The organism is Dokdonella sp. (genome assembly GCF_019634845.1).
Lineage (GTDB): Bacteria > Pseudomonadota > Gammaproteobacteria > Xanthomonadales > Rhodanobacteraceae > Dokdonella_A.
Map to the genome: position 1 here is coordinate 14,789 of NZ_JAHCAQ010000021.1, position 24,535 is coordinate 39,323.

The 24,535-nt window shown below is 67.7% G+C and carries 20 protein-coding genes; 6 read left to right on the forward strand and 14 right to left on the reverse strand.

Annotated elements, in window-relative coordinates; genetic code table 11:
• Positions 1 to 159: 159 nt before the first annotated feature.
• The 3 genes from KF903_RS13430 to KF903_RS13440 all read right to left on the reverse strand — a co-directional run bounded on the left by KF903_RS13430 (position 160) and on the right by KF903_RS13440 (position 4,350).
• The gene (locus KF903_RS13430; protein ID WP_291215805.1) at positions 160 to 2,370 is read right to left on the reverse strand and encodes a hypothetical protein; all 2,211 of its coding nucleotides are present in this window, start codon (positions 2,368 to 2,370) and stop codon (positions 160 to 162) included.
• A 335-nt stretch (positions 2,371 to 2,705) separates the two neighbouring features.
• On the reverse strand, positions 2,706 to 3,767 hold the full coding sequence (locus KF903_RS13435) for a hypothetical protein (protein ID WP_291215807.1): 1,062 nt from the start codon (positions 3,765 to 3,767) through the stop codon (positions 2,706 to 2,708).
• 13 nt (positions 3,768 to 3,780) lie between these two features.
• A complete protein-coding gene (locus KF903_RS13440) occupies positions 3,781 to 4,350 on the reverse strand; it encodes a hypothetical protein (RefSeq protein ID WP_291215809.1) in 570 nt (189 codons plus the stop codon).
• A 51-nt stretch (positions 4,351 to 4,401) separates the two neighbouring features.
• On the opposite strand from KF903_RS13440, the gene KF903_RS13445 reads away from it, so the two are divergent.
• Positions 4,402 to 4,524: a hypothetical protein gene (locus tag KF903_RS13445; protein WP_291215811.1), complete on the forward strand. Its 123-nt coding sequence runs from the start codon at positions 4,402 to 4,404 to the stop codon at positions 4,522 to 4,524.
• Positions 4,525 to 4,540: 16 nt separating this feature from the next.
• Here the strand turns inward: KF903_RS13445 and KF903_RS13450 are convergent, their stop codons facing one another.
• Positions 4,541 to 5,137: an ECF-type sigma factor gene (locus tag KF903_RS13450; RefSeq protein ID WP_291215814.1), complete on the reverse strand. Its 597-nt coding sequence runs from the start codon at positions 5,135 to 5,137 to the stop codon at positions 4,541 to 4,543.
• A gap of 72 nt (positions 5,138 to 5,209) precedes the next feature.
• Positions 5,210 to 5,506 carry a hypothetical protein gene (locus KF903_RS13455; RefSeq protein WP_291215817.1) on the reverse strand — a complete coding sequence of 99 codons (297 nt, stop codon included), beginning with the start codon at positions 5,504 to 5,506 and terminating at the stop codon, positions 5,210 to 5,212.
• Between the two features lie 203 nt (positions 5,507 to 5,709).
• Here KF903_RS13455 and KF903_RS13460 point away from each other — a divergent pair, with 203 nt between their 5' ends.
• The gene (locus KF903_RS13460; protein ID WP_291215819.1) at positions 5,710 to 7,815 is read left to right on the forward strand and encodes a winged helix-turn-helix domain-containing protein; all 2,106 of its coding nucleotides are present in this window, start codon (positions 5,710 to 5,712) and stop codon (positions 7,813 to 7,815) included.
• A gap of 23 nt (positions 7,816 to 7,838) precedes the next feature.
• Here KF903_RS13460 and KF903_RS13465 read toward each other — a convergent pair whose 3' ends face one another.
• The gene (locus KF903_RS13465) at positions 7,839 to 8,501 is read right to left on the reverse strand and encodes a response regulator transcription factor (RefSeq protein ID WP_291215821.1); all 663 of its coding nucleotides are present in this window, start codon (positions 8,499 to 8,501) and stop codon (positions 7,839 to 7,841) included.
• A 193-nt stretch (positions 8,502 to 8,694) separates the two neighbouring features.
• Between KF903_RS13465 and KF903_RS13470 the strand changes: the two genes are divergently transcribed.
• Entirely contained in the window at positions 8,695 to 10,437 is a 1,743-nt protein-coding gene (locus tag KF903_RS13470) for a 3-hydroxybutyrate oligomer hydrolase family protein (protein ID WP_291215823.1), read from the forward strand.
• 33 nt (positions 10,438 to 10,470) lie between these two features.
• On the opposite strand, the gene KF903_RS13475 is transcribed toward KF903_RS13470, so the two are convergent.
• The 3 genes from KF903_RS13475 to KF903_RS13485 all read right to left on the reverse strand — a co-directional run bounded on the left by KF903_RS13475 (position 10,471) and on the right by KF903_RS13485 (position 19,158).
• Complete coding sequence (locus KF903_RS13475; protein ID WP_291215826.1) at positions 10,471 to 13,590, reverse strand: efflux RND transporter permease subunit; 3,120 nt, start codon at positions 13,588 to 13,590, stop codon at positions 10,471 to 10,473.
• Positions 13,591 to 14,614: 1,024 nt separating this feature from the next.
• Entirely contained in the window at positions 14,615 to 17,860 is a 3,246-nt protein-coding gene (locus KF903_RS13480; RefSeq protein WP_291215829.1) for an efflux RND transporter permease subunit, read from the reverse strand.
• A 74-nt stretch (positions 17,861 to 17,934) separates the two neighbouring features.
• Positions 17,935 to 19,158, reverse strand: a complete 1,224-nt coding sequence (locus KF903_RS13485; RefSeq protein ID WP_291215831.1) for an efflux RND transporter periplasmic adaptor subunit — start codon at positions 19,156 to 19,158, stop codon at positions 17,935 to 17,937.
• Positions 19,159 to 19,430: 272 nt separating this feature from the next.
• Between KF903_RS13485 and msrA the strand changes: the two genes are divergently transcribed.
• Both msrA and msrB read left to right on the forward strand, forming a co-directional pair.
• The gene (gene msrA / locus KF903_RS13490; RefSeq protein ID WP_291215834.1) at positions 19,431 to 20,132 is read left to right on the forward strand and encodes a peptide-methionine (S)-S-oxide reductase MsrA; all 702 of its coding nucleotides are present in this window, start codon (positions 19,431 to 19,433) and stop codon (positions 20,130 to 20,132) included.
• Entirely contained in the window at positions 20,129 to 20,554 is a 426-nt protein-coding gene (gene msrB / locus KF903_RS13495; RefSeq protein ID WP_345777770.1) for a peptide-methionine (R)-S-oxide reductase MsrB, read from the forward strand. Before msrA ends, msrB begins: the two co-directional genes overlap by 4 nt.
• A gap of 96 nt (positions 20,555 to 20,650) precedes the next feature.
• On the opposite strand, the gene KF903_RS13500 is transcribed toward msrB, so the two are convergent.
• The 5 genes from KF903_RS13500 to KF903_RS13520 all read right to left on the reverse strand — a co-directional run bounded on the left by KF903_RS13500 (position 20,651) and on the right by KF903_RS13520 (position 23,812).
• Positions 20,651 to 21,316: an SHOCT domain-containing protein gene (locus KF903_RS13500; RefSeq protein ID WP_291215836.1), complete on the reverse strand. Its 666-nt coding sequence runs from the start codon at positions 21,314 to 21,316 to the stop codon at positions 20,651 to 20,653.
• 390 nt (positions 21,317 to 21,706) lie between these two features.
• On the reverse strand, positions 21,707 to 22,531 hold the full coding sequence (gene blaOXA / locus KF903_RS13505) for an OXA-9 family oxacillin-hydrolyzing class D beta-lactamase (RefSeq protein ID WP_291215838.1): 825 nt from the start codon (positions 22,529 to 22,531) through the stop codon (positions 21,707 to 21,709).
• Between the two features lie 141 nt (positions 22,532 to 22,672).
• On the reverse strand, positions 22,673 to 23,200 hold the full coding sequence (locus KF903_RS13510; RefSeq protein ID WP_291215841.1) for a DUF2726 domain-containing protein: 528 nt from the start codon (positions 23,198 to 23,200) through the stop codon (positions 22,673 to 22,675).
• A gap of 100 nt (positions 23,201 to 23,300) precedes the next feature.
• Positions 23,301 to 23,528 (reverse strand): BrnA antitoxin family protein, encoded by a 228-nt coding sequence (locus KF903_RS13515; RefSeq protein ID WP_291215844.1) that lies wholly within the window; start codon positions 23,526 to 23,528, stop codon positions 23,301 to 23,303.
• A gap of 5 nt (positions 23,529 to 23,533) precedes the next feature.
• The gene (locus tag KF903_RS13520; protein WP_291215846.1) at positions 23,534 to 23,812 is read right to left on the reverse strand and encodes a BrnT family toxin; all 279 of its coding nucleotides are present in this window, start codon (positions 23,810 to 23,812) and stop codon (positions 23,534 to 23,536) included.
• 197 nt (positions 23,813 to 24,009) lie between these two features.
• On the opposite strand from KF903_RS13520, the gene KF903_RS13525 reads away from it, so the two are divergent.
• The coding region (locus KF903_RS13525; RefSeq protein WP_291215848.1) for an IS110 family transposase at positions 24,010 to 24,535 on the forward strand (526 nt) is incomplete at its 3' end.

Consider the following 24,535-nt stretch of genomic DNA (forward strand, 5'->3'; position numbering starts at 1 on the left):
GTGTGACGCCAATCGGTGAAGGTTGGCTGGCGCGGTTGCGCGCGTTGGTGTCGATGGATCCGTCGCGGTGCGCGACACGAGTCACGCGCACCGAGGGACACTTCCGTCGCGATCGCGTCCGGGCGGGCGCGACCGTGACGGAAGCCCCGGCGCAACACGTCAGTCGAAGCCGTTGGCAAAAATCTCGTCGTCGAATTCGGTGACGTCGAGCGTGATGCCGTCGAACCACACGGTCATCAGGCCGGCCGGGAAACCGCTGCGGCCGATCAGGCGCAGCTTGATCGTCGGGTTGCTGGCGTAGAAATCCGCTTCGGTCGAGTCGATGACCGCCGGATGCGTCGGCCGCGCCCAGCTCGAGCTGGTGCTCAGCGTCAGCTCGCCCGAGGCGTCGACCGTGCCGCCGCAATCGAAGGTGCTGTTCTTGCGGTATTCCCAGGCCAGCACGGCGCTGTCGTGAAACATCATGTTGCCGGCCGCCTTGCCCCAGCCGCTGAGCAGGTAGCGCCCCGGGCCGGGCAGGACGATGCACTGCTCGCCGGCCGGGTAGTCGCCGCTGGTCGGCGCGTCGGGCAGCGACAGGCCGCCGATCGGCGGCGTCACGTCTTTCTGCAACCGCCACGCACCCGAGCCGTAGTCGCCGACAACGTTCTCGGTGCCATTCCACTCGCCGGCGAACACCGTCCACAGGCGCAGGTCGTGGGGGTCGAAATTGCCGTTGAGCACGAGCGGCGACAACCAGTGGCGCTCGAAGGCGCCGAGGTCGCGCGGGCCGTTGTCGGCCCAGGTGTGCGGCAGGTCGTAGTCGCGCGTGCGGCCGACGACATCGCGGTCGTCGCCGGCAATCGCCGGCGCCATGTCGATGGCCGGCGAGGCGGCGCGCAGCGTGTAGTCGCCGTGCGCGGGGTCGACGAACATCGGATCGGCGAGGATCGCGCACACCCCGCCGCCGCAGTCGCCGCCGCCGCCGAAGTTGCCGCCGATGGAGTCGATCTCGCTGGCCATGACGTGATCGACCACCATCGTGCCGCTGTGCTGGAGCGTGATCAGGCCCGGCTGCCAGAGCAGCGAGCGTTTGATTTCGGTGTAGGTGCTGGTGGACAGGAACGGATGGATGCCGACGGTGTTGCCGGCGAGCGTGGCGTCGATCAGCCGGAGCGAACTGGCGCGGATCAACTGCTTGGTGAACTGGTTGCCGTCGATCAGCGCGTTCTTGAAGCTGATCGGGCGGACATCGGCCAGTCGGCCGCCGCGATTGCCCTCGATGACGATGCCGCCGGTGGGCAGGGCGCAGCCATCGAGGATGCAGCCCAGGCCGAACAGGGCGTAGCCGTTGCCGGCCTCCTCGAACATCGCGCCGTCGGTGGCGTTGCCGCCGCTGTCGGTGGCGACGTTGCCGACGATGCGCCCGCAATCGCTGGCCACCGGACAGCGCGGCACGCCGGCCGGCCAGGGTGTGGTCGGGCTGTCTTCGTTGAACAGGAAGGCGCTGTACGATCCGCCGTCCAGATAGGCGACCGCGCCCTTGGGCGCGCTGTTGTCCTCCAGAACGGTGTTCCACAGCTTGGCTTGGGCGTGGACGTCACCGCTGGTCAGGCCGCCGTCTGAGGATTGCACGTGGATCGCCCCGCCTGCGGCCGAGGCGGTGTTGCCTGAGATGCGCACGCGGTGGTCCGGGCGGTTTTGCGGATCGGTCGAGAACAGGCGCAGTTCGGCGGATCGGGTCGTGCCATGGCTGCCGTTGGATCCGCCGACCGCGATGCCGCCGCCGTATTTGGCGGAATTGCCCCAGATCGCGCCGACGCCGGCGACGCCGCTGCTGCCGACGTAGGCGTAGCCGTTGAGGCTGCCGGCGCGGACGTAGAGGCCGCCGCCGTGGCCGTTGGGCGCCTTGTTCGCCATGAGGATGCTGCCGGGGTCGATCATCGTCATCTCGACCTGGTCGGCGTAGATGCCGCCGCCGTCGGTATTGGCGATGTTGTTGCCGATGACGACGTTGGCTCCGATCACCAGCTCGGCGTGACCGCCGGTGCCGTGCGCGTAGATGCCGCCGCCGTTGTTGGCGCGGTTGGCGGTGATGAGGCTGTCGCTCACGTCGAGAATGCCGTCGCCTTCGAAATAGATGCCGCCGCCGCCGAACGAGTCGTTGGCGGCATCGCGCAGCTCGAGCCGCTTCACGCGCACCACGCCGCCGGTGCCCGCGACCACGTGCAGCACCGCGCCCTGGGTGTGGCTCGCCGACAGCACCGTGTTGCCGGAGGCGTCGGGCGCGGTTTGCGTGCAGCTGGAGTAGCCGCCTTCGAGGGTGAGCTCCTGCGTGGTGTCGATGTTCAAATGAACATTGAGATAGCTCGTGCCGCGGGCGATGCGCACGGTATCCGCACCGGCGTGACTCTGTGCCGCGGCGATGGCCGCTGGAATCGACGCATGCGTGCAGCCGCTCCCGCTGCCGACGGTGTAGATGTCGGCATGAGCGGTTGCGCCGAACGTGGCGAGTGCGAGCGTGGCGAGACGGAGCTATTGGTATGTCATGACGTTGCCTCCTGGCATTGGCGATGAGTCGTGGCATCCGGCGACCGCGGAGCGTCGACGGATGCGTCGAGGCTGACCGGCGTGCGTGGATAGCGGCTCAAGGCGTTTCTCGCTTGAAGCGCGCCTTGATTCGATGGCGGGGAACGCCGCGCTCGAGCGGTTTGAGACATCCTTCGTCACTCCCACGCTGCGCCAGCGCGCCGAGCGAACCACGCGCCACCAGCGAGCAGCAGGGCCAGCAGCGCGAGCATCGGTACCGACAGCGTTGGCGCCGGATGCGCCATCGCAGCCGCGGCGCGGGTCCGCGTAGCGACGAACACATCACCGGGGTCGGCGGCGTCAGCCTTGCGTCCGAAGTACAGCCGGGTGCCGTCTGCCGACAGCGACGGACGCGTCTCCGAACCACTGCTGTTGATGGAAGGATTGGCGATGCGCTGTGGCGCCGACCACGCCGCCGCAGGGTTGGCGCGCGTGGCAACGTAGACGTCCATGTTGCCGTCGCGATTGGAGCTGAACACGACCTCGAGGCCATCGGCGCGCACGTTTGGCATGCGATCATCGGCACTGGTCGACAACTCAGCCACGCGCACGCCGGCCGTCACGCTGCCGTCCGCGTGCACCTGGCTCATGTAGATGTCCTGGCCTTGGCTGTCGGGATAGCCATTGCTGGAGAAGAACAGGAAGGTACCGGCCGCGGTGTTGACCAGCGACGGGCTGTACTCGTCGCCGGCGGTGTTGGGGCCATTCGGATAGCAGCCGAGATTGACTGGCGCCGACCAGGTGTTGGCCGGGCCCTCGTGGGTGAGGAAGATGTCACCCGCCGCCGGAGCGCCCGGTGGCGGCGTTGGCGGCGTGTCGCCGGGAAAGCAATCGTCGGCGGTCTGACGCGAACTCACGAACAGCAGACCACCGCCGGCCACCGGCGTCGGGCAGTAATCGAACTCGGGCGAGTTTGCTGGCGCGGCGAGGTTCTCGGCCACTCCCCAAGCACCCTCCACCGACGGGCGCTGCACGCGCCACAGGTCCTGCTTGCCGAGCCCGCCGCCGCGATTGGAAGCAACGTACAGAGCCAGCCCGTCCGGCGATTCGATCGGGCAGCCTTCGGCGGCGGCGGCGGTGTTGATCGCCGCGACTGGTTGCGGGTCACCCCAGGAGCCGAACTGTTGGGCGTGTGCAGTGCCCAGTGCAGCGGTGAACGTGGCGATGGCGGCGGCGAGACGATGCATCTTGCTGGTCATGGCGTGGTCCTGTTCAGGGGTGGGAACTGCGGGAAACGGTGATCGGACGGAATTTGCGACATGCCGGTGGCCGGTGTTGGCGCGCCGGCGGCACCTTGGGCAGCAGGCGGATGGCCAGCGCGCGCGCTTCGCCGTTGTGCTGGGTATCGACCGCGGCGCGCAGCAGCCCGAGTGCGCTGGCCTGAGCCGATGCGGCATCGGCGCCGGCCTGCGCGGTCACGCCGGCGCGTGCGTACTGCAACACCGCGATCGCATCGCCGAACGCGCCCTGTTCGCGCAGCACGCCGTCCAGCAAGGGCAGCAAAACGCTGCGCACCGTCGGTTGCGTTGCAGCATCGGCGCGCGCCCGCGCCGCGGCGTTGCGTTCCACCGCAGTGACCGTGGGCGGATCGCCGCGTGGCGCTCCCGGTACCGCTTCGCTGAACGCGGCGACGATGAAGTCGCGCAGGGCACTGGCACGCTGCGACACATGCCGGGTCGCCGCGGCCTGGATCAACGCGTATGCCAACGCAGCCATCAGGGCGAGCATGAAGATGAAGCCGCCAGCGACGCCGCGGCGATGGCACCGCGCGAACGTGTGCATGCGGTACCAGCGTGAAGGCGGACGGGCCCGTACTGACAGCGCCGCCAGACGATGCTCGATGTCGCCGGCCAGATCACCGGCCCGCTCGACCGGGTCGCGGCAATGGGTGGCAAGAAACTCGGCGCGCGTTACTGGCGCCAGATCGATGGCTGCGTCGAAGAGTATGCGCAGTGAGGCGACCATCGTCGCCTCAGCCGAGTTCGGCGCGAATGAAGGCACGCGCAAATTGCCAGTCGCGATCGACCGTGCGCCGGCACAGGCCGAGCGCCGTGGCGGTTTGTTGCAGGGTCAGGCCGCGGAAATACACGAGCTCCACCACGCGCGCCGCGCGCGCATCGACGCGACTGAGATTGCGCAGCGCCTGGTCGATCGACAGCGCGCGCTCGGCGTTGTCGATCGCCGGTTCGCCGGCGCAGCCGGTCATCGTGACCTCGAACCCGTCGCCGCCGTGGCACCGGCGCTGGCGTTGCCGCGCGCGATCGATGAGCAGGTGGCGCATGGCGCGCGCCGCGTAGGCCAGGAACTGTTCGGGATGCTCGAACGCCAGTGCGCGACCATGCATGCGCAGGTACAACTCGTGCACGAGGGCGGTGGCGTCGAGGGTGCCGTGCGCATGCGCCAGGCGCCACCCGGCCATCGCCTTGAGGCGGCCGTAGACGCTACCGAACAGGACATCGTTGTCGACGCCATGCGCCACGCCGACCCGCTGCCGGCGCGCCGCACTCGGCGCCGGCGCGGGGTGGCGCCCGGTCGCTGCAGGTGCGAAATTCGGAGCTGCGCGGTCCATATGGTCTCCCTGCGGTTGGATGGGCCGCGGTGCGGCGCCATGGCCAGGTGGTGTGGTGATGGCGCTCTGTGCTCACCTTGTTGCGAGTCGATTGGCGGCCGGCATCGACGCGCTGGTCGAGACGATCTGCACGCGCCCGTCACCGCCGCGGCAGGCGCGGTTGGCCTCATGCATCACCTGTTGGCGCAGCACGAAGACCTTGCCGAGGTTGTATTCGTGGAATGCGCGCACGACGTCGGCGTGGCGCGGCAGATGGTTGACCGGACAGGTCATCACGAAGGAGTCGGACGCGGCGGTGGTGTCGGCGGCTAGCGCAGGCACGCAGGCGCACAGGGACAGCAGGCAAAGACAGCCAAACAGGGTTTTCATGGCATTGCTCCTCAGGCGGGTGACTCGGCAACACGCGAACTGCGCTTGCGGCTCAAGTGTTCGCGGCCAGGTCGGGCAGGTCTTGAGGATTTGCGTGGAAGCGGCGTGGAAATACCTTGGGAAATGCTTGTGAAATCGTTGGGGATTGGTGCAACCTATTGATCCGGTTGGGCGCATGACGTCCACCTGATCGAGCACTGGGAATGGCCGAGGACAAGTCAGCGGGCGTGATCCGCTTCGATGCGGTCGAGATCGATCTCGATGCCCATCGTTTGCGCGTGGGCGGCCAGGTCGTACCGCTCGAACCCAAGGCGTTTGCCGTGCTCGCGCTGCTGGTGCGCCATCCGGGCCATGTGATGATGCGCGACCAGATCCTCGATGCGGTGTGGGGCCACAGCCACGTCACGCCGGGCGTGCTCAATCGCATCGTCACGCTGCTGCGACAGGCGCTGGGCGAAGATCGGCACCAGCCACGCTGGCTGCATACCGTGCATGGGGTGGGCTATCGGCTCGATCTGCCGGCGGCGACGTCCACCACCGACGGCGTCGACAGCGTCGATGCGGCGGCCTGCGCCGATGGCCTCGATGGTGTCGAGATCGCCGCGGATGCCGAGCCTGCCGAACTTGCAGCGCCGGCGGCGGCGCCCGTGACGCACACGGCACCACCAGCCGATGCGCGCGTCGCGTCGGCTGCTGCGCCGCAGCCGCAGCCCACACCCGCGACGATGCGCCGCCGTTGGCCGTTGCGCTTCACGGCAGGGGCCGTAGCGGCGCTGCTCGCGCTGGCCTTTGCCGGCTGGCGGCTGCGGCCAGCCCCGCCGCCCGTCACGCCAGCGCCGCCGTCACCTGCGGCCGGGATGCCGGCATCGCAATCGATCAGCGTCGCCGTGCTGCCGCTGGTCAACGCCACCGGCGATTCCGATCAACAGTTCTTTGCCGACGGGATTTCCGCAAGCCTGATTGACGCCCTGACCCAGTACGAAGGGCTCAAGGTCATCGGTCGCGGTGCCGCGTTCCACTTCCGCGACAGCAACGAAGACGTGAAGAGCATCGGTGCCCAGCTCGGCGTCACCCACCTCGTTGGAGGCAGCGTGCAGCGCGATGCCGACCATGTCCGCATCGGCGTCGAACTGGTCCGCAGCAGCGATGGCACGGCCGAATGGTCGCAACGTTTCGATCGTCCCTACGCGGATCTGTTCGCATTGCAGGACGAAGTGGCGCTGGCGGTGGCGGGCGCGCTGCAAGTGAAGCTGATGCGGGCCATGCCGTACATGGTCAAGGGCGGGCGCCCTGCGAGCGGCAACTTGCGGGCCTACGAGGCCTATCTGCACGGGACGTACTTCATGGGCAATGGCGCGCGCCATCTTGCGGGCGCGATCGAGGAGTTCACGCGCGCCACGCAGCTCGACCCGGGCTATGCGCAGGCGTGGGCGTGGCTCGGCCATGCGCGCACCCTGTTCGCGTATGGCAATGAGGATCGCGCCGCTGCGCACGCCGGCTACGCGCAGGCGCGTGTCGACATCGACACCGCACTGCGCCTGCAACCCGGCCTCGGCCAGGCGCATGCGATCCGCGCCAACTGGCTCAGGAGTGCACAGCACGACTGGAATGGGGCGCTGGCCGAGTTCGATATCGCCTTGTCGCAGGTGCCCGCCGACGATCCCTCGCATGGAGCGCACAGCCTGCTGCTGACCGCGCTCGGCCGGGTGCACGAAGCGATCGCCGAGCGTGAGAAGTACATCGAAGGTGATCCGCTCGAAGGCTTCCCGCGCATCTACCTGATGCGGTTGCAGGCAAGCCTGGGCCGACTCGACGACGCCGATGCAAACCTGCGCCTGGCCGTACAGCTGGATCCCGACAACACCGAGTGGCACGCCAGCGAGCGTTCCTATCTGGCCGTCCTGCGTGGTGATGCCCAGACCGCGATCGCCGAAGCCAGACGCATGACGTCCGGCGTCTGGCGCGATCGCTCGCTGGCGCTGGCGCTCCAGATCGGCGCGGATCGAGCCGCGGCCGACGCGGCGCTCGAGCAGCTGCTCGCCGGCGAGGGTCGCGCCGGCAATGCCTTGGCCATCGCCCGCACCTACGCCCTGCGTGGCGATGCGCAGCAAGCGTTCACCTGGTTGCAACGCGACTGGGAACGTGCCGGCAACGCGGTGCAGTCCGTTCTCGTCGACCCGTTCCTGCTGCGTTTTCGGGACGACCCGCGTTTTGCCGAGTATTGCCGCCAGGCTGGCCTGCCCGCGCCGGCGACCAGCGAGGCGCTCAGTCTCGATCGCATCCGCGAGGTGGTGGCCGTCAGGCACTGAGCGCCGCGTCGCGACCGCGCCAATCAGGGATCGAGTCGCTGCGCCGGATCGGCCAGTTCGAGCGAGCGCAGCAGCACGCTGGCTTGGGTGCGGTTGCGCACGTCGAGTCGTTCGAAAATGGCGCTCAGGTGCGCCTTGATGGTGCGTTCCTGCACGCCGAGGCGATCGGCGATCTGCTTGTTGAGCAGGCCATCGGCAACGAGGACGAGCACGCGCATCTGCTGTGGACTCAGCGCGGCCAGCCGCGCCGCCAGATGGCGTTCGGCCAGCGCCGGCGGATGGCTCGACAGGTCCTCGCGCAGCGGCGGCGGCACCCAGGTCTGCGCCGCGAGCACGGTGCGCAACGCGGCTTGCAGCTCGTCGAGACTGCTGCGCTTGGATATGAATCCCAGCGCGCCGTGCACGAGCGCACGTTGCACCGTGGTGACGTCGTCGTGCGCCGACACCATCGCCACGGCCACGGCCGGATATTCGGCGCGCAGCGTGGCCAATGCCATCAGGCCGTGGCTGCCCGGCATGTGCAGGTCGAGCAGCACGAGGTCGGTATGCGGATACGCGGCCAGTTCGGCCAGCGCTGCGTCGAAGCTGCCGACCTCCTCGATCTGCGCCCCAGCGGCGACCGTCCGCACCGCCTGGGCCAAGGCGCCGCGGAACAGCGGGTGATCATCGGCAATGAGGATGCGCATGCGTGAACTGTAGGGGCTCGCCGCGGCGAATTCACGCCGCGACTGCACCGCGCCGCGGCCACCTACTGGACGATCGTCCGATGCAGGACGGGCGCGCTTGGCTTAGGCTGCGTGGATGCGTAGCCTGTCTGTCTTGCTCTTGTGCTGCAGCCTCGGTGCCTGCGCGCTGCAGCCGTCCTCTGCGGAGCGGCCGATGATCGAACGCGAACTCCTCGGCGCGGTGCGCGAAAGCGTGCATCGCGACCACGACGACCTGCTCAGCGCAGGTCTGGGTCTGGCCGGCCTGCGTGCCAAGCCGCCGGCCTTCACCGACCCGACCGCGCCGAGCGCGCAGCAACTGCGCCGTCGCGCCATCCATGCGAGCTGGGCCGGCATCGCCGACCTTGGCCCGCTCGGCGGCTACGGCAGTGTGTATGGCGCCGTGCCGAACGTGCCGGGCCGCGAGTACAGCGCGTTCGCGCGGCTGCCCGGTGCGCGGGCGCCGCACCGCGTGCTGCTGCAGGTGCCCGACGACTTCGATGCCAAGGCGCGCTGCCTCGTGGTCGCACCGGCATCGGGTTCGCGTGGCGTGTATGGCGCGATCGCGCTGGCCGGCGCCTGGGGCCTGCCGCGCGGCTGCGCCGTGGTCTACACCGACAAGGGCGCCGGCAGCGGCTACTTCGATCTCGACTCCGACAGCGGTGTCGCCCTCGATGGCACGCGCGCGCAGCGCGGCGAGGCCGTGCTCGAATTCGAACCGGCCGTGCCCGCGGGCCTGCACGGCATCGCGATCAAGCATGCCCACTCGCAGGACAATCCCGAGGCCGACTGGGGTCGCCATGTGCTGCAGGCGGCGCGATTCGGCCTGGCCATGCTCGAGCGCGCGCTGCCCGCGCAGGCGCCATTCAGCCCGGCCAACACGCGCATCATCGCCGCCGGGCTGTCCAACGGCGCAGGCGCCGTGCTGCAGGCGGCCGGGCTCGACGACGCTGGTCTGCTTGCCGGCGTGGTCGCGCTCGAACCCAATGTCCATGTCGCCGGGCACGGCCGTGCCCTGTACGACTACGTGAGCGAAGCGGCGTTGCTGCTGCCGTGCGCGCTGCTCGATGCGCGCTTCGATGCGGTGCCACTGGCGCGCCTGCAGGGCGCGCATCCACCGGCCTGGCTGGCGCGCTGCGCCGGCCTGCGCGCCGATGGCCTCGTCAATGGCGACAGCGTTGCCGCGCAGGCGCGCTCGGCACTCGAACAACTGCACGCGAGCGGCTGGCAGGACGCGACGCTCGCCACCGCGGCCAGCACGACCACGTTCGACCTGTGGCGTGCGGTCGGCGCGACCTACGCATCGGCGTACCTGCGCGCCGCGCCCGCCGCGATGCCGTGCGGCTTCTCGTTTGCGGCGCTGTCGGCCGCAGGCCTGCCCGAAGCGGCCGCGCCGGCGCTGCGTGCGGCGTGGTGGTCCGACGCCAGCGGCATCGCGCCTGGTGCCGGCGTGATGCTGCTCGGCGGCGTCGAGGCCGGCGCCGATCCGACGCGGCCCGGTGTCGATTGCCTGCGGGCCTTGTGGAACGATGCCAGCGAAGGCGCGCAGGCGCTGCATGCGGCCGTCGCAGCCAGCGCGGCGCACCTGCCTCGCGCCGACTTGCCGATCGTGGTGGCCCAGGGCGAACAGGATGGGTTGTTGCCGATCGAGTTCAGCAGCGCGCCCTATGTCGCGGCGTTGCAGGCGGCCGGCCGCGCGCCCGTGTACTGGCGCGTGCCGCATGCGCAGCACTTCGACGCCTTTCTCGCCATGCCCGGCTTCGGTGAGCGGCATGTACCGCTGCTGCCCTATGGCTATGCCGCGCTCGATGCGCTGTGGGCGCATCTGCATGCCGGTGCGCCCATGCCGGCCTCGCGCCGCTACGCCACGCGCCCGCGCGGCGCTGGCGCACTCGAAGCCGGCATGCTCGGGTGGTAGCGCGGCGCGCCTCACGCGCGCGACCGCTGCGACTCAGTGCGCCGCGGCCTGCGCCCGGCGCAGTGCGCGGCGCTCGCGGCGGCGCTGGCTGATGCGCGCGAAGATCAGGTAGATCGCCGGCGTCGAGATCAGGGTCAGGCTCTGCGACACGATGAGGCCGCCGATCATCGCGATGCCGAGCGGCCGGCGCAGCTCGGCGCCGGTGCCGAAACCGACCGCGAGCGGCAGCGCGGCGCAGATCGCCACCATCGAGGTCATCATGATCGGACGAAAGCGCACGATGCAGGCTTCGCGGATCGCCTCCAGCGGTGCCAGGCCGTGCTCGCGTTCGGCCACCAGCGCGAAGTCGACCATCATGATCGCGTTCTTCTTGACGATGCCGATGAGCAGGATGATCGCGATCATCGACACCACCGACAGGTCGGTGCCGGTGACGACGAGCGCGAGCAGGGCGCCGACGCCGGCCGAAGGCAGTGTGGACAGGATCGTGACCGGGTGGATGAGGCTCTCGTAGAGGATGCCGAGCACGATGTAGACGGCGATGATCGCGCCGAGGATCAGCAGCGAGGTATCACCCTGCTGGCGCTGGAAGTCGCGAAAGTCGCCGGCGAAGTCGAGGCGGATGTCGCCCGGCAGGCGCATGCCGCTGACCGTGTGCTGGATGATGGCCTGGGCCTGGCTCATGCTCACGTCGGGTGCCAGATTGAAGCTCAGGCTGGCGGTGGAGAGCTGGTTTTCGTGGTTGACCTGGGTCGGCGCCAGGCCGTCGCTCATCTTGGTCACCGCGCTGATCGGCACCATCGCGCCCGAGTTGGCGCGCACGTACAACCGCTCGAGCGAAGCCGGATCGCTCGACTGGTTGGGCAAGGCGCTGACCACGACCTTGAACTGGTTGATGTCCGAATAGATCGTCGACACCTGGCGTTGGCCGAACGCATCGTTGAGCGCGCTGTCGATCGCGCCGACCGACACGCCCAGCCGCGCCGCAGTCGGGCGGTCGATGAGCAGGGTCTGGCGCAGGCCGGCCGCATCGATGTCGCTGCCGACGTCGCGCAGTTGCGGCACCTTCTTCAGCGTTTCGACGAGCTTGGGCAACCACTCCTGCAGCGTGGTGATGTCGTTGCCGACCAGTTGCACTTGGTACTGCCCGCCGGCACCGCCACCGCCGCCACCGCCGCCGCCACTGGGCAGGTCCTGCACCGGGCGCAGCCGCAACTGCACGCCGGCCATGCCGCGCGCGGCCGCGTTGAGGCGCGTCATCACCTGGAACGTCGAGTCGCCGTTGCGCTGCGCCAGCGGCTTGAGCGTGATGTAGAGCTGGCCGCTCGCCCCGCCGCCGCCCCAGCCACCGCCCAGGCGCGAGCCGACGCTGTCGACCGCCGGATCCTTCATCACCAGGTCGGCGATGCGTTGGGTCTGCTCCATCATGCGCGGCGGTGAAATGTCGGTGCCGGCGCTGATCCGACCGAACAGCATGCCGGTGTCCTGCTGCGGGAACAGCCCGCCCGACACGAAGCGCATCAGCACGACCGTCACCACGATGAGCAACAGCGGCTGCAGGGCGGTCAGGCGCGGCCAGCGCAGCGCATGGTCGAGCAGGCGCCTGTAGCCGGCGAGCATGCCGGCGTGGAAACGATCGAGCCAGGCGCCCAGGCGCGAGGGCGTGGCGGCCGCGTGAGGCTTGAGGAAACGGCCGCACAGGGCTGGCGTCAACGTCAGCGACACGATTGCCGAGAACACGATCGCCGCCACCAGCGTGATCGTGAACTCCTTGAAAAAGCGCCCCGTGATCCCGCTGGCGAAGATGACCGGAATGAATACCGCGATCAGCGACGCCGTGATCGACACGATCGTGAAGCCGATCTCGCGGGCGCCGCGCAAGGTCGCCTGCAGTCGCGGCATGCCGGCGTCGATGTGGCGGATCACGTTCTCGATGACGACGATCGCATCGTCGACCACGAAGCCGATCGCGATCACGAGCGCCATCAGCGACATGTTGTCGAGCGTGTATCCGAGCACGTACATGACGATGAACGCGCCGGCCACCGACAACGGCACCGCGGTCGCCGCAATCAGCGTCGGGGCGAGCCGGCGCAGGAACAGCGCCATCGTCAGCACCACCATGCCGAGACTGATCAGCAGGCTGATCTGCACCTCGTCGACCGAGGCGCGGATGATCGGCGTGCGGTCGAAGAACGGCGTGAGCTGCACATCGCTCGGCAACCAGCTCTGCATCAACGGCACGTCGTCCTTGACGCGGTCGACGGTGGCGATGACATTGGCATCGGCCTGCTTGCGCACGAACATGAGGATCGCGCGCCGCGTGCCGAACCACGCCGCCTGGTACTGGTCCTGCTGGCCATCGCGCACCGTGGCGACATCGCTCAGCCGCACCGGCACGCCGTTGCGCGTGGCGATCACGAGATCGGCGAACTCGGCGGCGGTGTGCAAGGCATCATTGGCGGTGATCGCCATCGTGGTGCGGCCGTCGGACAGGAAGCCCTGCGGCGAGGTCACGTTGGCCGCCACCAGCGCGTTGCGCAACTGGTCGGGCGACAGTCCCATCGCCGACAGCGCGCGCAGATTGAGATCCACGCGCACGGCCGGCGTCGCGCCGCCGGCGACATCGACGTCGCTCACGCCCGGCAGTTGGCGAATGCGCTGCGCCAGCAGCGAGTCGGCGTAGTCGTAGAGTTTCGACAGCGGTTGGGTGTCCGAAGTCAGCGCCAGCGCCAGCACGGGCTGGTTGTTCGGATTCATCTTGTGATAGGTCGGCGCGTTGGTGAGCCCCGACGGCAGATCGGGCGCCGCCGCGTTGATCGCCGCCTGCACGTCACGCGCCGCGTCGTCGACCGTGCGGCTGGAGTCGAACATGATGAACACCGAAGCGCTGTTCTCGCTGCTCCAGGAGTTGATCGTGTCCACGCCCGGAATCTGGCCCAGATGCCGCTCCAGCGGCGCGGCCACCGTCGATGCCATCACGTCGGCACTGCCGCCGGGCTGATTGGCGGTCACGAAGATGCCGGGGAACTCCATGTTTGGCAACGCCGCCACGCCGAGCAGGAAGTAACAGATCATGCCGACGAAGAACAGGCCCATCGCCAGCAACGAGGTGCCGATCGGGCGATGAACGAAGGGGCCGGAAATGTTCATGGCGTGTGGGCCGTGGCGCCAGCGGGCGCCGCTGTCGTCGCTTGCTGGCGCTGGGCGCGGTTCGGGGTTTGGGCTGGTGCCATCGTCGACTGTTGTGCGACAACCGACTCACGTCCTTGGTGGGCTTGTTCCGCAGTTTTCGGGCGGCTTGCGCCGGTAGGTTTTTGGGCTGGTGCCATCGTCGACTGTTGTGCGACGACCGACGCGCGTCCTTGGTGGGTTCGTCCCGCAGTTTTCGGGTGGCTTGCGCCGGTGGGTTTGGGCATCGACTCGATCGTTGGCGTGTGCGCGACAACCGACTCACGTCCTTGGTGGGTTCGTCCCGCATCCCTGCGGGCCGGTTCCTTTTCTTTGCTTGCCCAAAGAAAAGGAACCAAAAGAAATGGCACCCTCCGGGCCGCGGTCACGCGCGCATCCGGCGCGCGTGACTGCGCGGGTGCGCTACGGGGTTTGCCGACAGTGCATCCCTGCACTGACGGCAAACTCGGCGCGATCCCTCGCGCCGACCCTGCGGGCTGGCCCTGCGCGCCCCCGCCGCGGCCCACAGGGGACCCGACAAGCATGCAGCGCGGCCATCGTGGCCGCGCCGGGACCGCTGCGCCATGGTGGCGTGCCTTGGCGCGCGGGAGCGCGCTGCTGTGCCCGGTGCCCATCAGCGGCGGCGGGCGGTGGCCGAAGCGGCCCGCAGGGGGAGCGCGATGGATCGCGCTCATTGCGCCGTCAGCACAGGGAGGTGCTGTCGGCGCAACCGGCCACCGCACGCGGACCTCGCGCGCAGGAAGCGCGCGAGGCGCCGCTGCAGGGCTGTCGTTCTCTTTGGTGACTTTCTCTTGGACAAGCAAGAGAAAGTCACCGGCCCGCAGGGATGCGGGACGAACCCACCAAGGACGTGGGTCGGTTGCCGCGCACACGCCAACGATCGAGTCGGCGCCCAAACCTACCGGCGCACTACAGCGCATGAATGCAGCAGGCCGCCGCCCGCGACGAAGGCGGGCGCCGGCTGGCGCCAGCACCGCGCGCGTGCTCATGTCGGCCGGGCCTGGGCAGATGCGAGCGCTCGGCGCTCGCGGCGCGCTTTGAGCCAGTCCGACAGGCGCTCGAAATAGAGATAGATCACGGGGGTCGTGTACAGCGTGAGCAGCTGCGACAGCAGCAGGCCGCCGACGATCGAGACGCCGAGCGGGCGCCGCAGCTCGGCGCCGATGCCATTGCCCAGTGCCAACGGCAGTGCGCCGAACAGCGCCGCCGCGGTGGTCATCATGATCGGGCGGAAACGCAGCAGGCAGGCGCGATGGATCGCGTCGTAGGCGCGCATGCCGTGGCGCTGCGCCTCGATTGCGAAATCGATCATGAGGATGGCGTTCTTCTTCACGATGCCGATCAGGAGCACGATGCCGACGATGCCGTCGACCGACAGCGGCATGCCGAACAGGTACAGCGCGAGCAGCGCGCCGACGCCGGCCGGCGGCAGCGTGGACAGGATCGTGATCGGGTGGATGTAGCTCTCGTAGAGCACGCCGAGCACGATGTAGATGACCACCACGGCGGCGATCAGCAGCAGCACGGTGTCGGTCAGCGAGGACGAGAACTCGGCGGCCTTGCCGATGAAGCGGCCGCGCACCTGCGGCGGGAACTTGAGCTGGGCCTGCACTTCATCGAATGCGCGCACGGCGTCGGACAACGACTTGCCCGGCGCGAGATTGAACGAGATCGTCACGGCCGGCAGCTGGTCCTGGTGGCTCACCACGAGCGGCGTATTGCCCTGCTTGGCGCTGGCCAGTGCCGACAGCGGGATCGTGCCGCCGCCACCGACCGCGATGCCGGTGTTGCCGGCGCCGCCGATGCCGGCAGGCGTGGCCGAATTGCTCGACTTGACCTGGCCGTAGGTGGTCGCGTTACTGCCGGTCAGCGCACCGCCGCCGGTGCCGCGCACGGTGAGCTGGTCGAGCAGCGCGGTGCTGGTGCGGAACTGCGGCGCCACCTCGAGCACGACGCGGTACTGGTTGAGCTGGGTGAAGATGGTCGAGATCTGGCGCTGGCCGAAGGCGTCGTACAGGGTGTCGTCGATCGTCTGCACCGGCACGCCGAGGCGGCTGGCCTTCTCGCGGTCGATCGTGAGCTCGAGCGCATTGCCGAGCACGGCGAGGTTGTTGTCGACATCGGCCAGCTCGGGACGCTGCTTGAGCGCCTGCGTCATGCGGGTGGCGAAACCGGCCAGCTCGCTCGAGTCAACTTCCGACAACGAATACTGGTATTCGGTTGGCGCCACGCGGGTGTCGAGCGCCACGTCCTGCACCGGTTTGAGATACAGCGCCACACCCGGAATATGGGCGGCGGCCTGCTGCAGGCGCGGCAGCAGGCGCTCGAGGCCGTCGCGTTCGTTGCGCGGCTTGAGCACGATGCTGAGCTGGCCCTGGTTGAGCGTCGGATTGATCGAGCCGGCGCCGATGAACGCGGCCACGCCGGCCACGCCGGGCACCTCGCGCATGGCCGCGGCGACCGCCTTGGTGCGCTCCTCCATGGCCGGGAACGCGATGTTCTGGTCGGCCTGCACCACGCCGGTGACGAGGCCGGTGTCCTGCTCGGGAAGCAGCCCCTTGGGGATGATCACGTACAACGCGATCGTCACCACCAGCGTGGCCAGCGCGATCAGCAGCGTCAGGCGCTGGCGCGCGAGCACCCAGTCGAGCGAGCGCGCATAGGCGTCGAGCGTGCGCAGCCACAGGTCACGCGGCTGGCGCGCGCGCACGGCGGCATCATGGACGTCGGCATGGTCACCGGCCGGCAGCGCGTCGGCGCGCAGCAGGTAGGCACACATCATCGGCGTCAGCGTGAGCGAGATCACCATCGAGATCGCCACCGCGATCGCGAGCACCCAGGCGAATTCATGGAACAGGCGGCCGGTGACGCCGGGCATCAGCAGCAGCGGCAGGAACACCGCGATCAGCGACACGGTCAGCGACAGCACGGTGAAGCCGATCTCGCGCGCACCGATCTCGGCCGCCTCGCGCGGCTGCTTGCCCTGTTCGATGTAGCGCACGATGTTCTCGATCATCACGATCGCGTCATCGACGACGAATCCGGTGGCGACGGTCAGCGCCATCAGCGACAGGTTGTCGAGCGAGAAGCCGGCGAACGCCATCACGCCGAAGGTGCCCATCAGCGACAGCGGCACCGCCACCGACGGAATCACCGTCGCCCACAGCCGGCGCAGGAACACGAAGATCACCGCGATGACGAGCAGCACGGTCAGGCCGAGCGTGAACTGCACGTCCTCGACCGAGGCGCGAATCGTCACCGTGCGGTCGGAGAACACCTCGAGCTTGACATCGGCCGGCAGCAGCGCGCGCAGTTGCGGCAGTTGCGCGCGGATGTCGGCCACGGTCTGCACGATGTTGGCACCGGGCTGGCGGCGCACGTCGAGCAACACCGCCGGCTTGCCGTTGGCCCAGGCCGCGAGCTGGTCGTTTTCGACGCCATCGACGACTGCGGCGACGTCCGACAGCAGCACCGGCGCGTTGTTCTTGTAGCTGATGATGGTCGAGCGGTAGTCGGCGGCGTCGGCGAGCTGGTCGTTGGTGCCGATCGAGAAACTCTGCACGCTGCCGTTGAGGCTGCCCTTGGGCGCGTTGACGTTGGCCTGGGTGAGCGCGCTGCGCACGTCCTCGAGCGTGAGGCCGAGATTGGCGAGCTGGGCGGGATTGACCTGCACGCGCACGGCGGGCCGCACGTTGCCGGCGATCGACACCAGGCCCACGCCGGCGATCTGCGACAGGCGCTGGGCGAGGATCGAGTCGGCGTAGTCGTTGACCTCGCGCAGCGCGCGCGAGTCCGAGCTCAGCATGAGGGTCAGGATCGGCGCATCGGCCGGGTTGACCTTGTTGTAGATCGGCGGATACGGCAGGTTCGACGGCAGCGTGCCGCGCGCGGCGTTGATCGCGGCCTGCACGTCCTGGCCGGCATTGTCGATGTTCCGGTCCTGGTCGAACTCGATGATGATCGTCGACAGGCCGGCCGAGCTGTCCGAGGTCATCAGCGTGACGCCCGAGATCTGGCCGAGCTGGCGCTCGAGCGGCGTCGTCACGAGCGTCGCCATGGTTGCCGCGCTGGCGCCCGGATACTGCGTGGTGACGATGAGGCTCGGTGCCTCGATGTCGGGCAGCGCCGCCACCGGCAGTGCGCGGTAGCCGACCACGCCCAGCAGCAGCAGCGCCAGCATCAGCAGCGAGGTGGCGATCGGGCGACGGATGAACAGCGTCGAGAAGCTCATGCACTGCTCCGATCGGGACGTCGCGGCAGGCGCGCGCCGCGGCCGCGCAGGCTGGACAACGGCAGGCTCATCGCTCAGTGCCTCGGACCGCGCCCACCCGAAGCGGCGCCGCCACCGGCCGCCTTGAGCTTGGCCAGCTCCTCGGCACTCAGCGGCGCGGCGACTTCGCCCGGCGCCAGCGGCTGCACCTTGCTGCCGGGCTTGAGCCGGAACTGGCCCTCGGTGACCACGCGATCGCCGACCGCCAGCCCCTTGGCGATGAGCACGTTGTTGTTGCCGGCATCGCCAGCGGCTTCGACCGGCTGCATCGCCACGGTGTTGTCGGCCTGCAGCACGTAGGCATAGCTGCCTTCGGGCCCGCGTTGCACGGCGGTCGCCGGCACCACGATGCCGCCGGCCACGGTGCGCACCTTGACCCGCACGTTGACGAATTGCCCCGGCCACAGCGCATTGTCGGCGTTGGTGAACTCGGACTTGACCTTGAACGAGCCGGTCGCGCTGTCGATCTGGTTGTCGATGACCTTGAGCACGCCGGTGGTGATGACGTGGGCATCGGTGCGATCGAGGGCGGCGACTTCGACGCCGTCGCGATCGGCCGTCAGCGCGCTGCGTACCGCCTCGAGGTTCTGCTCGGGCAGCGTGAACATGACGTTGATCGGGTGCACCTGGGTCAAGGTGACGATGCCGGTGCCGTTGGCGCTGACGAGGTTGCCGACGTCGACCTGGCGGATGCCGGCCACGCCCGTGATCGGCGCCGTGATGCGCGTGTAGCCGAGCTGCGCCTGTGCATTGCTGATCGCGGCGTCGTCGGCGGCCACCATGGCCTGCTGCTGGCGCACGCTCTGGCGCTGGTTCTCCAGGTCCTGCCCCGACACGAAGTTCTTCTTCTTGAGTTCTTCGTAGCGCGCCAGCGTGCTCTGCGTCGCGGTCAGCAGGGCCTGGTCCTGCTTCTTCTTGGCCACCGCCTGATCGTAGGCCGCCTGGAACGTGCGCGGGTCGATCTCGGCGATGAGTGAGCCCTGCGCCACTTCCTCACCTTCGGCGAAATGCAGCGCCTTGAGCTGGCCGCTGACCTGGGCGTTGACGGTGACGGTGTTGAGCGCCTGCACGGTGCCGAGCGCGGTCAGGTAGACCGGCACATCCTGCGCGAGCGCCGCCACCACGGTGACCGGTACCGGCGCGCCGTCGCCGCCGCGTTGTGTCGCGCCGGCGTTGCTGCGCGAGGCATACATGCGCCAGCCGACGACGGCGACGACGAGGGTGGCGACGATGGGCAGCGCGATTTTCCAACGCGACATGGAAACGATCCTTGCGGCTTGCGGGGCGGTGGTGGGAGATCACCGAGGCGAAGTGCCAAGGCTAGCAGCCGCACGCGGATGGTGCAGCGCATCGGCGCGTAAATCCCTCTTTACAAAGCAAGTTTGCGCAGGCGCGGCAATGCCGACCCGTGCAGTTGGTCATCGCCGACGATTCATCTTGGCTTGCCCTGACAGCGCCATCATGTACAAGGTTCCGGGCGGCGCCGCGTGACCCGTGCACGCAACGCTGCCGCGACCCGTGAGGTGGTGTCATGAACAACCCGTCCTGCGACCTGCCCGCGGCGCGACACGCGCCGCTGCCGGCCGCAACCTACGATCCGCCGCCCGCCGCCGCCGACGAGGTGCGGGCGGTGCTCGCGGGCGGCTGCTTCTGGTGCGTCGAGGCGGTGTTCCGCGAGCTCGACGGCGTGCTGGCGGTACGCCCTGGCTACTGCGGCGGCAGCGCCGCCAGTGCCAACTACGAGGCGGTCTGCAGCGGCCGCACCGAGCACGCCGAAGCGGTCGAGATCCGCTACGACCCGCGCCGCATCAGCTACGGGCAACTGTTGCGCGTGTTCTTTTCCGCCGCCCACGATCCGACCCAGGTCGACCGCCAGGGCAACGATCGCGGCCGCCAGTACCGCTCGGCGATCTTCGCCGCCGACGCCAGCCAGCGCGACGTCGCCCGGCGCTACATCGCCCAGCTCGATGCCGCGCGCGTGTTCGCCAGTCCGATCGCGACCCGCATCGAGACGCTGCAGGCCTTCCACCTCGCCGAGCGCGAGCATCAGGACTACGCGGCGCGGCATCCGCAGCAGCCTTACATCACGCTCGTCGCCGCGCCCAAGGTAGCCAAGCTGCGCGCGCAGTTCGGTAGCTGGCTGAAGCCGGCGCCGGGCGATCGCGATCCCGCCAGCGAGCCGGCCCCGACCGCGCAACGAGCCGACAGCAGCCAGCCAGGCCACCGATCATGAGCCGGTATTCCGCCAGCGGTCACGATCTCACCCCGCTCGCTCCGGTCGAGCGCGAGCGGCTCGCGGCGCGGCTCACGCCCGAGCAGCGCCACGTGCTGCTCGCCCGCGGCACCGAGCGGCCATTCTGCGGCGGCCTGCTGCACGAGCACGGCGCGGGCGTGTTCGCGTGCGCATTGTGCGGGCTGCCGCTGTTCGCGGCGACCGCCAAGTTCGAGTCGGGCACGGGCTGGCCCAGTTTCAGCGCGCCGTTCGATCCCGCGCACCTGCGCGAACTGCGCGACACCAGCCACGGCATGATCCGCACCGAAATCCGCTGCGCGCGCTGCGACAGCCACATCGGCCACGTGTTCGACGACGGTCCGCCGCCAGGCGGTCTGCGCTACTGCATGAACTCGGCCGCGCTGGAGTTTCGTCCCGGCTGATCCATCGGCGGCGCGGCGCACGCTCGCGACCGACGCCGCCCCGCGCGACGGCCACCCCGACAAGGCACGCGTCGACGCGCGCCGCCGCGGCCGCGCTCACAGGCTGGACAGGATCTGGGCGCGCTTGGCGCGGTACTCGTCCTCGCCGATGAGACCGCCGTCGTGCAGCGCCTGCAGTTGCCGCAGCCGACTTTCGACACTCGGCGTTGCACCCGCGCCGTCGTGCGGAGCGGGCGCCGCCTCGCGTCCGCCGATGCGCCCGTCGCCATCCAGATCCATCCCGGTCATGAGCTCGACCGCGGCAAGCGCCTCTGGCGTGGCCGGCTGGCCGTTGATCGTGACCTGCGAGCGCCGCGTGAAGGATCGCGCCGCTGGGCCGGCGCTGGCGGCAGCGGCGGCGGCGGGCGCCGAATCGCCTGCATTGGCCTGCTCGGCCACGCGCCGCGCCTGCTCGGCGGCACGCTGCGCGCCCGAAGGCACTTCGGCCCACTGGATCGCGTAGGTGCGTGCATCGCTGCGTTCGGCCAGGACGGGCAGCAGCATGCCCGGCAGCGGCCACTGCGCCAGCCGCACGAGGCTCGCCTTGGTGACGGCGACACTGGGCTGGCCCGGAATCGTGATCACGAGATTCATCTCGCACATGCCGCCGCCGCCACTGCGGTATGGCGGCATGCTCGCCGAGATCACCTGCGCCACGCCGCGCACGGGGTCGCGCAGCCGCGGCCGCGAAAAAGCGTCGAGGAGATTGCTCAGGAAACCCATGCCGGAGCCTTGTGCTGGCCTGTTGCCGATGGCCACCAAGCCATCGGTGGTCGCCAGCTTGCCTGCTTCGCGCGCGGCTGCAAAGACGGCGCGCCACTTGCAACGCCCGCGCCGACACGTGGCGCGGCTTCAATCGCACACCGAATCCGAAGGCTCGGCTTGCGCCCGCTCGCCGGCGATCTGGCAGGCAGGCGACTCAGTCCTTGCCCGCGACCATCTTCGCGAAGTCCAATCGTGATCGGTCCCGCAATGCCTCGGACATGAACCGAAACTGGTAGTAGCCGTATTTCAGTGGATCCCTACCGTGGAGGTCATCGGCGCTGCGCGGCTATATCGCGCAGCGTCCGGTGGACCGCAGGGTCATGCATCTGCTCTCGATGACGCCACATATCATTTGTTATCCATCAACACGGGTAATTCCGCGAGAATATCCTCTCGCGCTTTAGACCCGCCGGGAATATCGGATTTCACGCTTCCAATTTCCAATCGGGCGAAAACAACTTGCCGCCCGCTTTTCTCGGCCCAGCCCACGAACCAGCCTTGCGGGCGGTTTTCATTTATCTTGCCGGTATTGTCCCGAAGCCAGCCGCTGCCACTTTTTCCATGTACAACCCATCCTTCGGCTGCTTGGTACTGTGGGATCGTGGCATGCGCCATGTCATAAGCCGCTTCGGACACAGGCAGCTTATGCGCGACAAAACGCAGAAGAAACTGAATTTGCTCCTTCGGAGATATGGTGAGCGACGACATCAGCCATGAGTGGGTTAAGCCGTTATGCTTCCCCGAGTCACCGGAAACGTCTTGATTACCGTACTGAAATTTCTTCACGTACTCCGTAAATCGATCAACTCCCATACGGCTTGTTAATTGCTGCGAAAACCAGACAACAGAGTCGCTTTGCCATAGCACGGGATAGACTTGTCTGTATGTGCGATCTCTCGGAGACGGGTTGTATTCCGGCTTCAACTCCCACGTGGGTGATTTTGGCGAATGCAAGATTCCACTATCAAACCCCATGATTGCCAATGGAAGTTTAAAAGATGAGCACGGAGACACGCGACGGGTGCATTCTCCGGTCTCATATAAGGTATTTCCGGTAACGGCGTCTGCAATGATGGTGCATTCAAGCGTTTCAATCCCATCAGAAGCCACGGAAAGGATTGGGAGAGTGGCGGAAACGAACACCAGCAGATGCAGCAGCAAAATTTTTTTCATCGAGGGATCTTTCATCGCTCCGCTGAGCGCTTCACAGATGCATAACGCTGGAGTTAAGCCGAGACGTGTAGTGGAGGCAAATACATGGCAAGCTCTATCTGCCATGTATTTGACGGAACGAAACCGCTTCGGCTTGAATTGTTAGGTGCCAACCGACGCACCTACCTGCGGTGGAGAGACAGCCGCCAAGAACTGTGCGCGGATCTCTTGTGGCGAGTATGCCTGCTTGGCTGGAACCGTGAGCAGTGGCAGGTTTATGGCCTGACACACCTTGAGCAGCAATTCGTCTCGGGATTGTCCCCGCCGACTGGAGTGCGACTTGTCGTTTAGTTCCACTGCACAGACTATGGCTAGATCGCTTGCCCGGCATACGACAAAGTCAAAGTGCTTGTACGCAATGCGATTGAGAGCACCTTGGCGAGCGGAGTTGCCAAGGCCGGGTTTGACCATTGCAACGTCAGCGACACGAACCTTGCCAAAAACACGATGCTCTGAACCGACAGCTTGGTCAAGAACGCCAAGGAATGAGCGCTCTGCGGCTGAAAAGAGCGTCTTGGCAGGCTGGTAGGGGAAGCCGACTGAGCTAGCGCCGCCTTGTTTGCTCTTAAGAGCTACAAGAGCGATAAAAACTACGAACACGAGAACAATCAGCAGAAACCACGACGACATGCGATGTGCCTCCCTTGGCACCTAACGCCTGAGTTAAGCGGCGGCTGCCGCTTTGCACCACATGCTACCGCAACCGACTCGCAGCCGTCCGCTTGAATTGTTAGGCCTTGCCGCTTGGCCAGGCAATCTGCACCTTGCGATGCTTCATCACACAGTCCCGCAAGTACAGATTGATCAGGCTTTGATACGGGACGCCCGCGTCGTTGGCCATGCCCTTGAAGTAGTCAACGACATCTTCAGACAGACGCATAGAGACGGGTTTCTTGAGCTTTGCCGCATAGGGATTTTTGCGAGACTTCAGCTTAGAGAGGTCGTATTCAGCTTTCATGTTGGTCACTGCCCGTAATAGGAGCTTTCTTGTTTTGTCGCTTTGCGCGCCGAGATGATGCGGATGACGCTGCCACCTGCGCGCTCGCAGTGGCAGACAAGGAGTAGGTGTGCACCACTACTCATGCCAAGCATGAGAAAGCGTTCCTCATCAGCGGAGTGCGCGTCGTCGTAGAACTGGACTGCGAACTCGTCGTAGAAGACGGACTGGGCCTCGTCGAAGGAAACGCCATGCTTCCTGAGGTTCGAGGCAGCTTTAGCCGGATCCCAGTCAAATTTGATCATCTGTACATTGTATGGATGATCAACGCGTTTGCAAGGCCTAACGCCTGAATTAAGCCGCGCCGCGAAGCGCCGTCGGCTTGAATGATCGAATGGACTCCTCCCGTTTCTCCACACGGCTTCGACGAGCCAGCCTGAAGAGGTTTAGCCTTCAGGACACGGGATCACGAGAGGAGCCCGCCATGCATGCTACGCCCAACATGGCGGCCGTTTCCACGGGCGCCATCGATCTTGCCAAGGATGTGTTTGAACTTGCGTTCGCCGATGCCGATGCGTGCATCGTGGAACGTCGCCGGCTCAGTCGCAACGCGTTCGCGCGTGCGCTCGACAACCGTGCGCCGCTGCGCGTGGTGATGGAAGCGTGTGGCTCGGCCCACTACTGGGCGCGATGCTTTGCACGCGCCGGTCATCGCGTCGATCTGCTGCCGGCGCACGACGTGCGCCCGTACGTGCATCGCACCAAGACCGATCGCGCCGATGCCGCCGGTCTGCTCGAAGCCGCGCGCTGCGGGGCGATCCGGCCGGTGCCGGTGAAGACGCCGCAGCAGCAGGGTATCCAGGGGCTGCATCGTGTGCGCGAGTTCCACAAGGCGCAGCGCACTGCGGCGATCAATCTCGTGCGCGGCCTGCTGCGCGAGTTCGGCGTGGCGATCCCGCCCGGCTCGGCCAAGGTGCGCCCCGCCGTGCTCGCAGCGCTGGAAGATGCGGACAACGAGTTGCCGATGG

Coding starts and splice junctions, on each gene's coding strand:
- KF903_RS13445 (WP_291215811.1), top strand. CDS start 4,402: ATGCTCGATGTCGCCGGCCAGATCACCGGCCCGCTCGACCGGGTCGCG.
- KF903_RS13475 (WP_291215826.1), bottom strand. CDS start 13,590: ATGAACATTTCCGGCCCCTTCGTTCATCGCCCGATCGGCACCTCGTTG.
- KF903_RS13435 (WP_291215807.1), bottom strand. CDS start 3,767: ATGACCAGCAAGATGCATCGTCTCGCCGCCGCCATCGCCACGTTCACC.
- KF903_RS13515 (WP_291215844.1), bottom strand. CDS start 23,528: ATGAAAGCTGAATACGACCTCTCTAAGCTGAAGTCTCGCAAAAATCCC.
- msrB (WP_345777770.1), top strand. CDS start 20,129: ATGAGCCGGTATTCCGCCAGCGGTCACGATCTCACCCCGCTCGCTCCG.
- KF903_RS13500 (WP_291215836.1), bottom strand. CDS start 21,316: ATGGGTTTCCTGAGCAATCTCCTCGACGCTTTTTCGCGGCCGCGGCTG.
- KF903_RS13450 (WP_291215814.1), bottom strand. CDS start 5,137: ATGGACCGCGCAGCTCCGAATTTCGCACCTGCAGCGACCGGGCGCCAC.
- KF903_RS13465 (WP_291215821.1), bottom strand. CDS start 8,501: ATGCGCATCCTCATTGCCGATGATCACCCGCTGTTCCGCGGCGCCTTG.
- KF903_RS13510 (WP_291215841.1), bottom strand. CDS start 23,200: ATGTCGTCGTGGTTTCTGCTGATTGTTCTCGTGTTCGTAGTTTTTATC.
- KF903_RS13460 (WP_291215819.1), top strand. CDS start 5,710: ATGGCCGAGGACAAGTCAGCGGGCGTGATCCGCTTCGATGCGGTCGAG.
- KF903_RS13480 (WP_291215829.1), bottom strand. CDS start 17,860: ATGAGCTTCTCGACGCTGTTCATCCGTCGCCCGATCGCCACCTCGCTG.
- KF903_RS13455 (WP_291215817.1), bottom strand. CDS start 5,506: ATGAAAACCCTGTTTGGCTGTCTTTGCCTGCTGTCCCTGTGCGCCTGC.
- msrA (WP_291215834.1), top strand. CDS start 19,431: ATGAACAACCCGTCCTGCGACCTGCCCGCGGCGCGACACGCGCCGCTG.
- KF903_RS13470 (WP_291215823.1), top strand. CDS start 8,695: ATGATCGAACGCGAACTCCTCGGCGCGGTGCGCGAAAGCGTGCATCGC.
- KF903_RS13440 (WP_291215809.1), bottom strand. CDS start 4,350: ATGCACACGTTCGCGCGGTGCCATCGCCGCGGCGTCGCTGGCGGCTTC.
- KF903_RS13520 (WP_291215846.1), bottom strand. CDS start 23,812: ATGATCAAATTTGACTGGGATCCGGCTAAAGCTGCCTCGAACCTCAGG.
- KF903_RS13485 (WP_291215831.1), bottom strand. CDS start 19,158: ATGTCGCGTTGGAAAATCGCGCTGCCCATCGTCGCCACCCTCGTCGTC.
- blaOXA (WP_291215838.1), bottom strand. CDS start 22,531: ATGAAAAAAATTTTGCTGCTGCATCTGCTGGTGTTCGTTTCCGCCACT.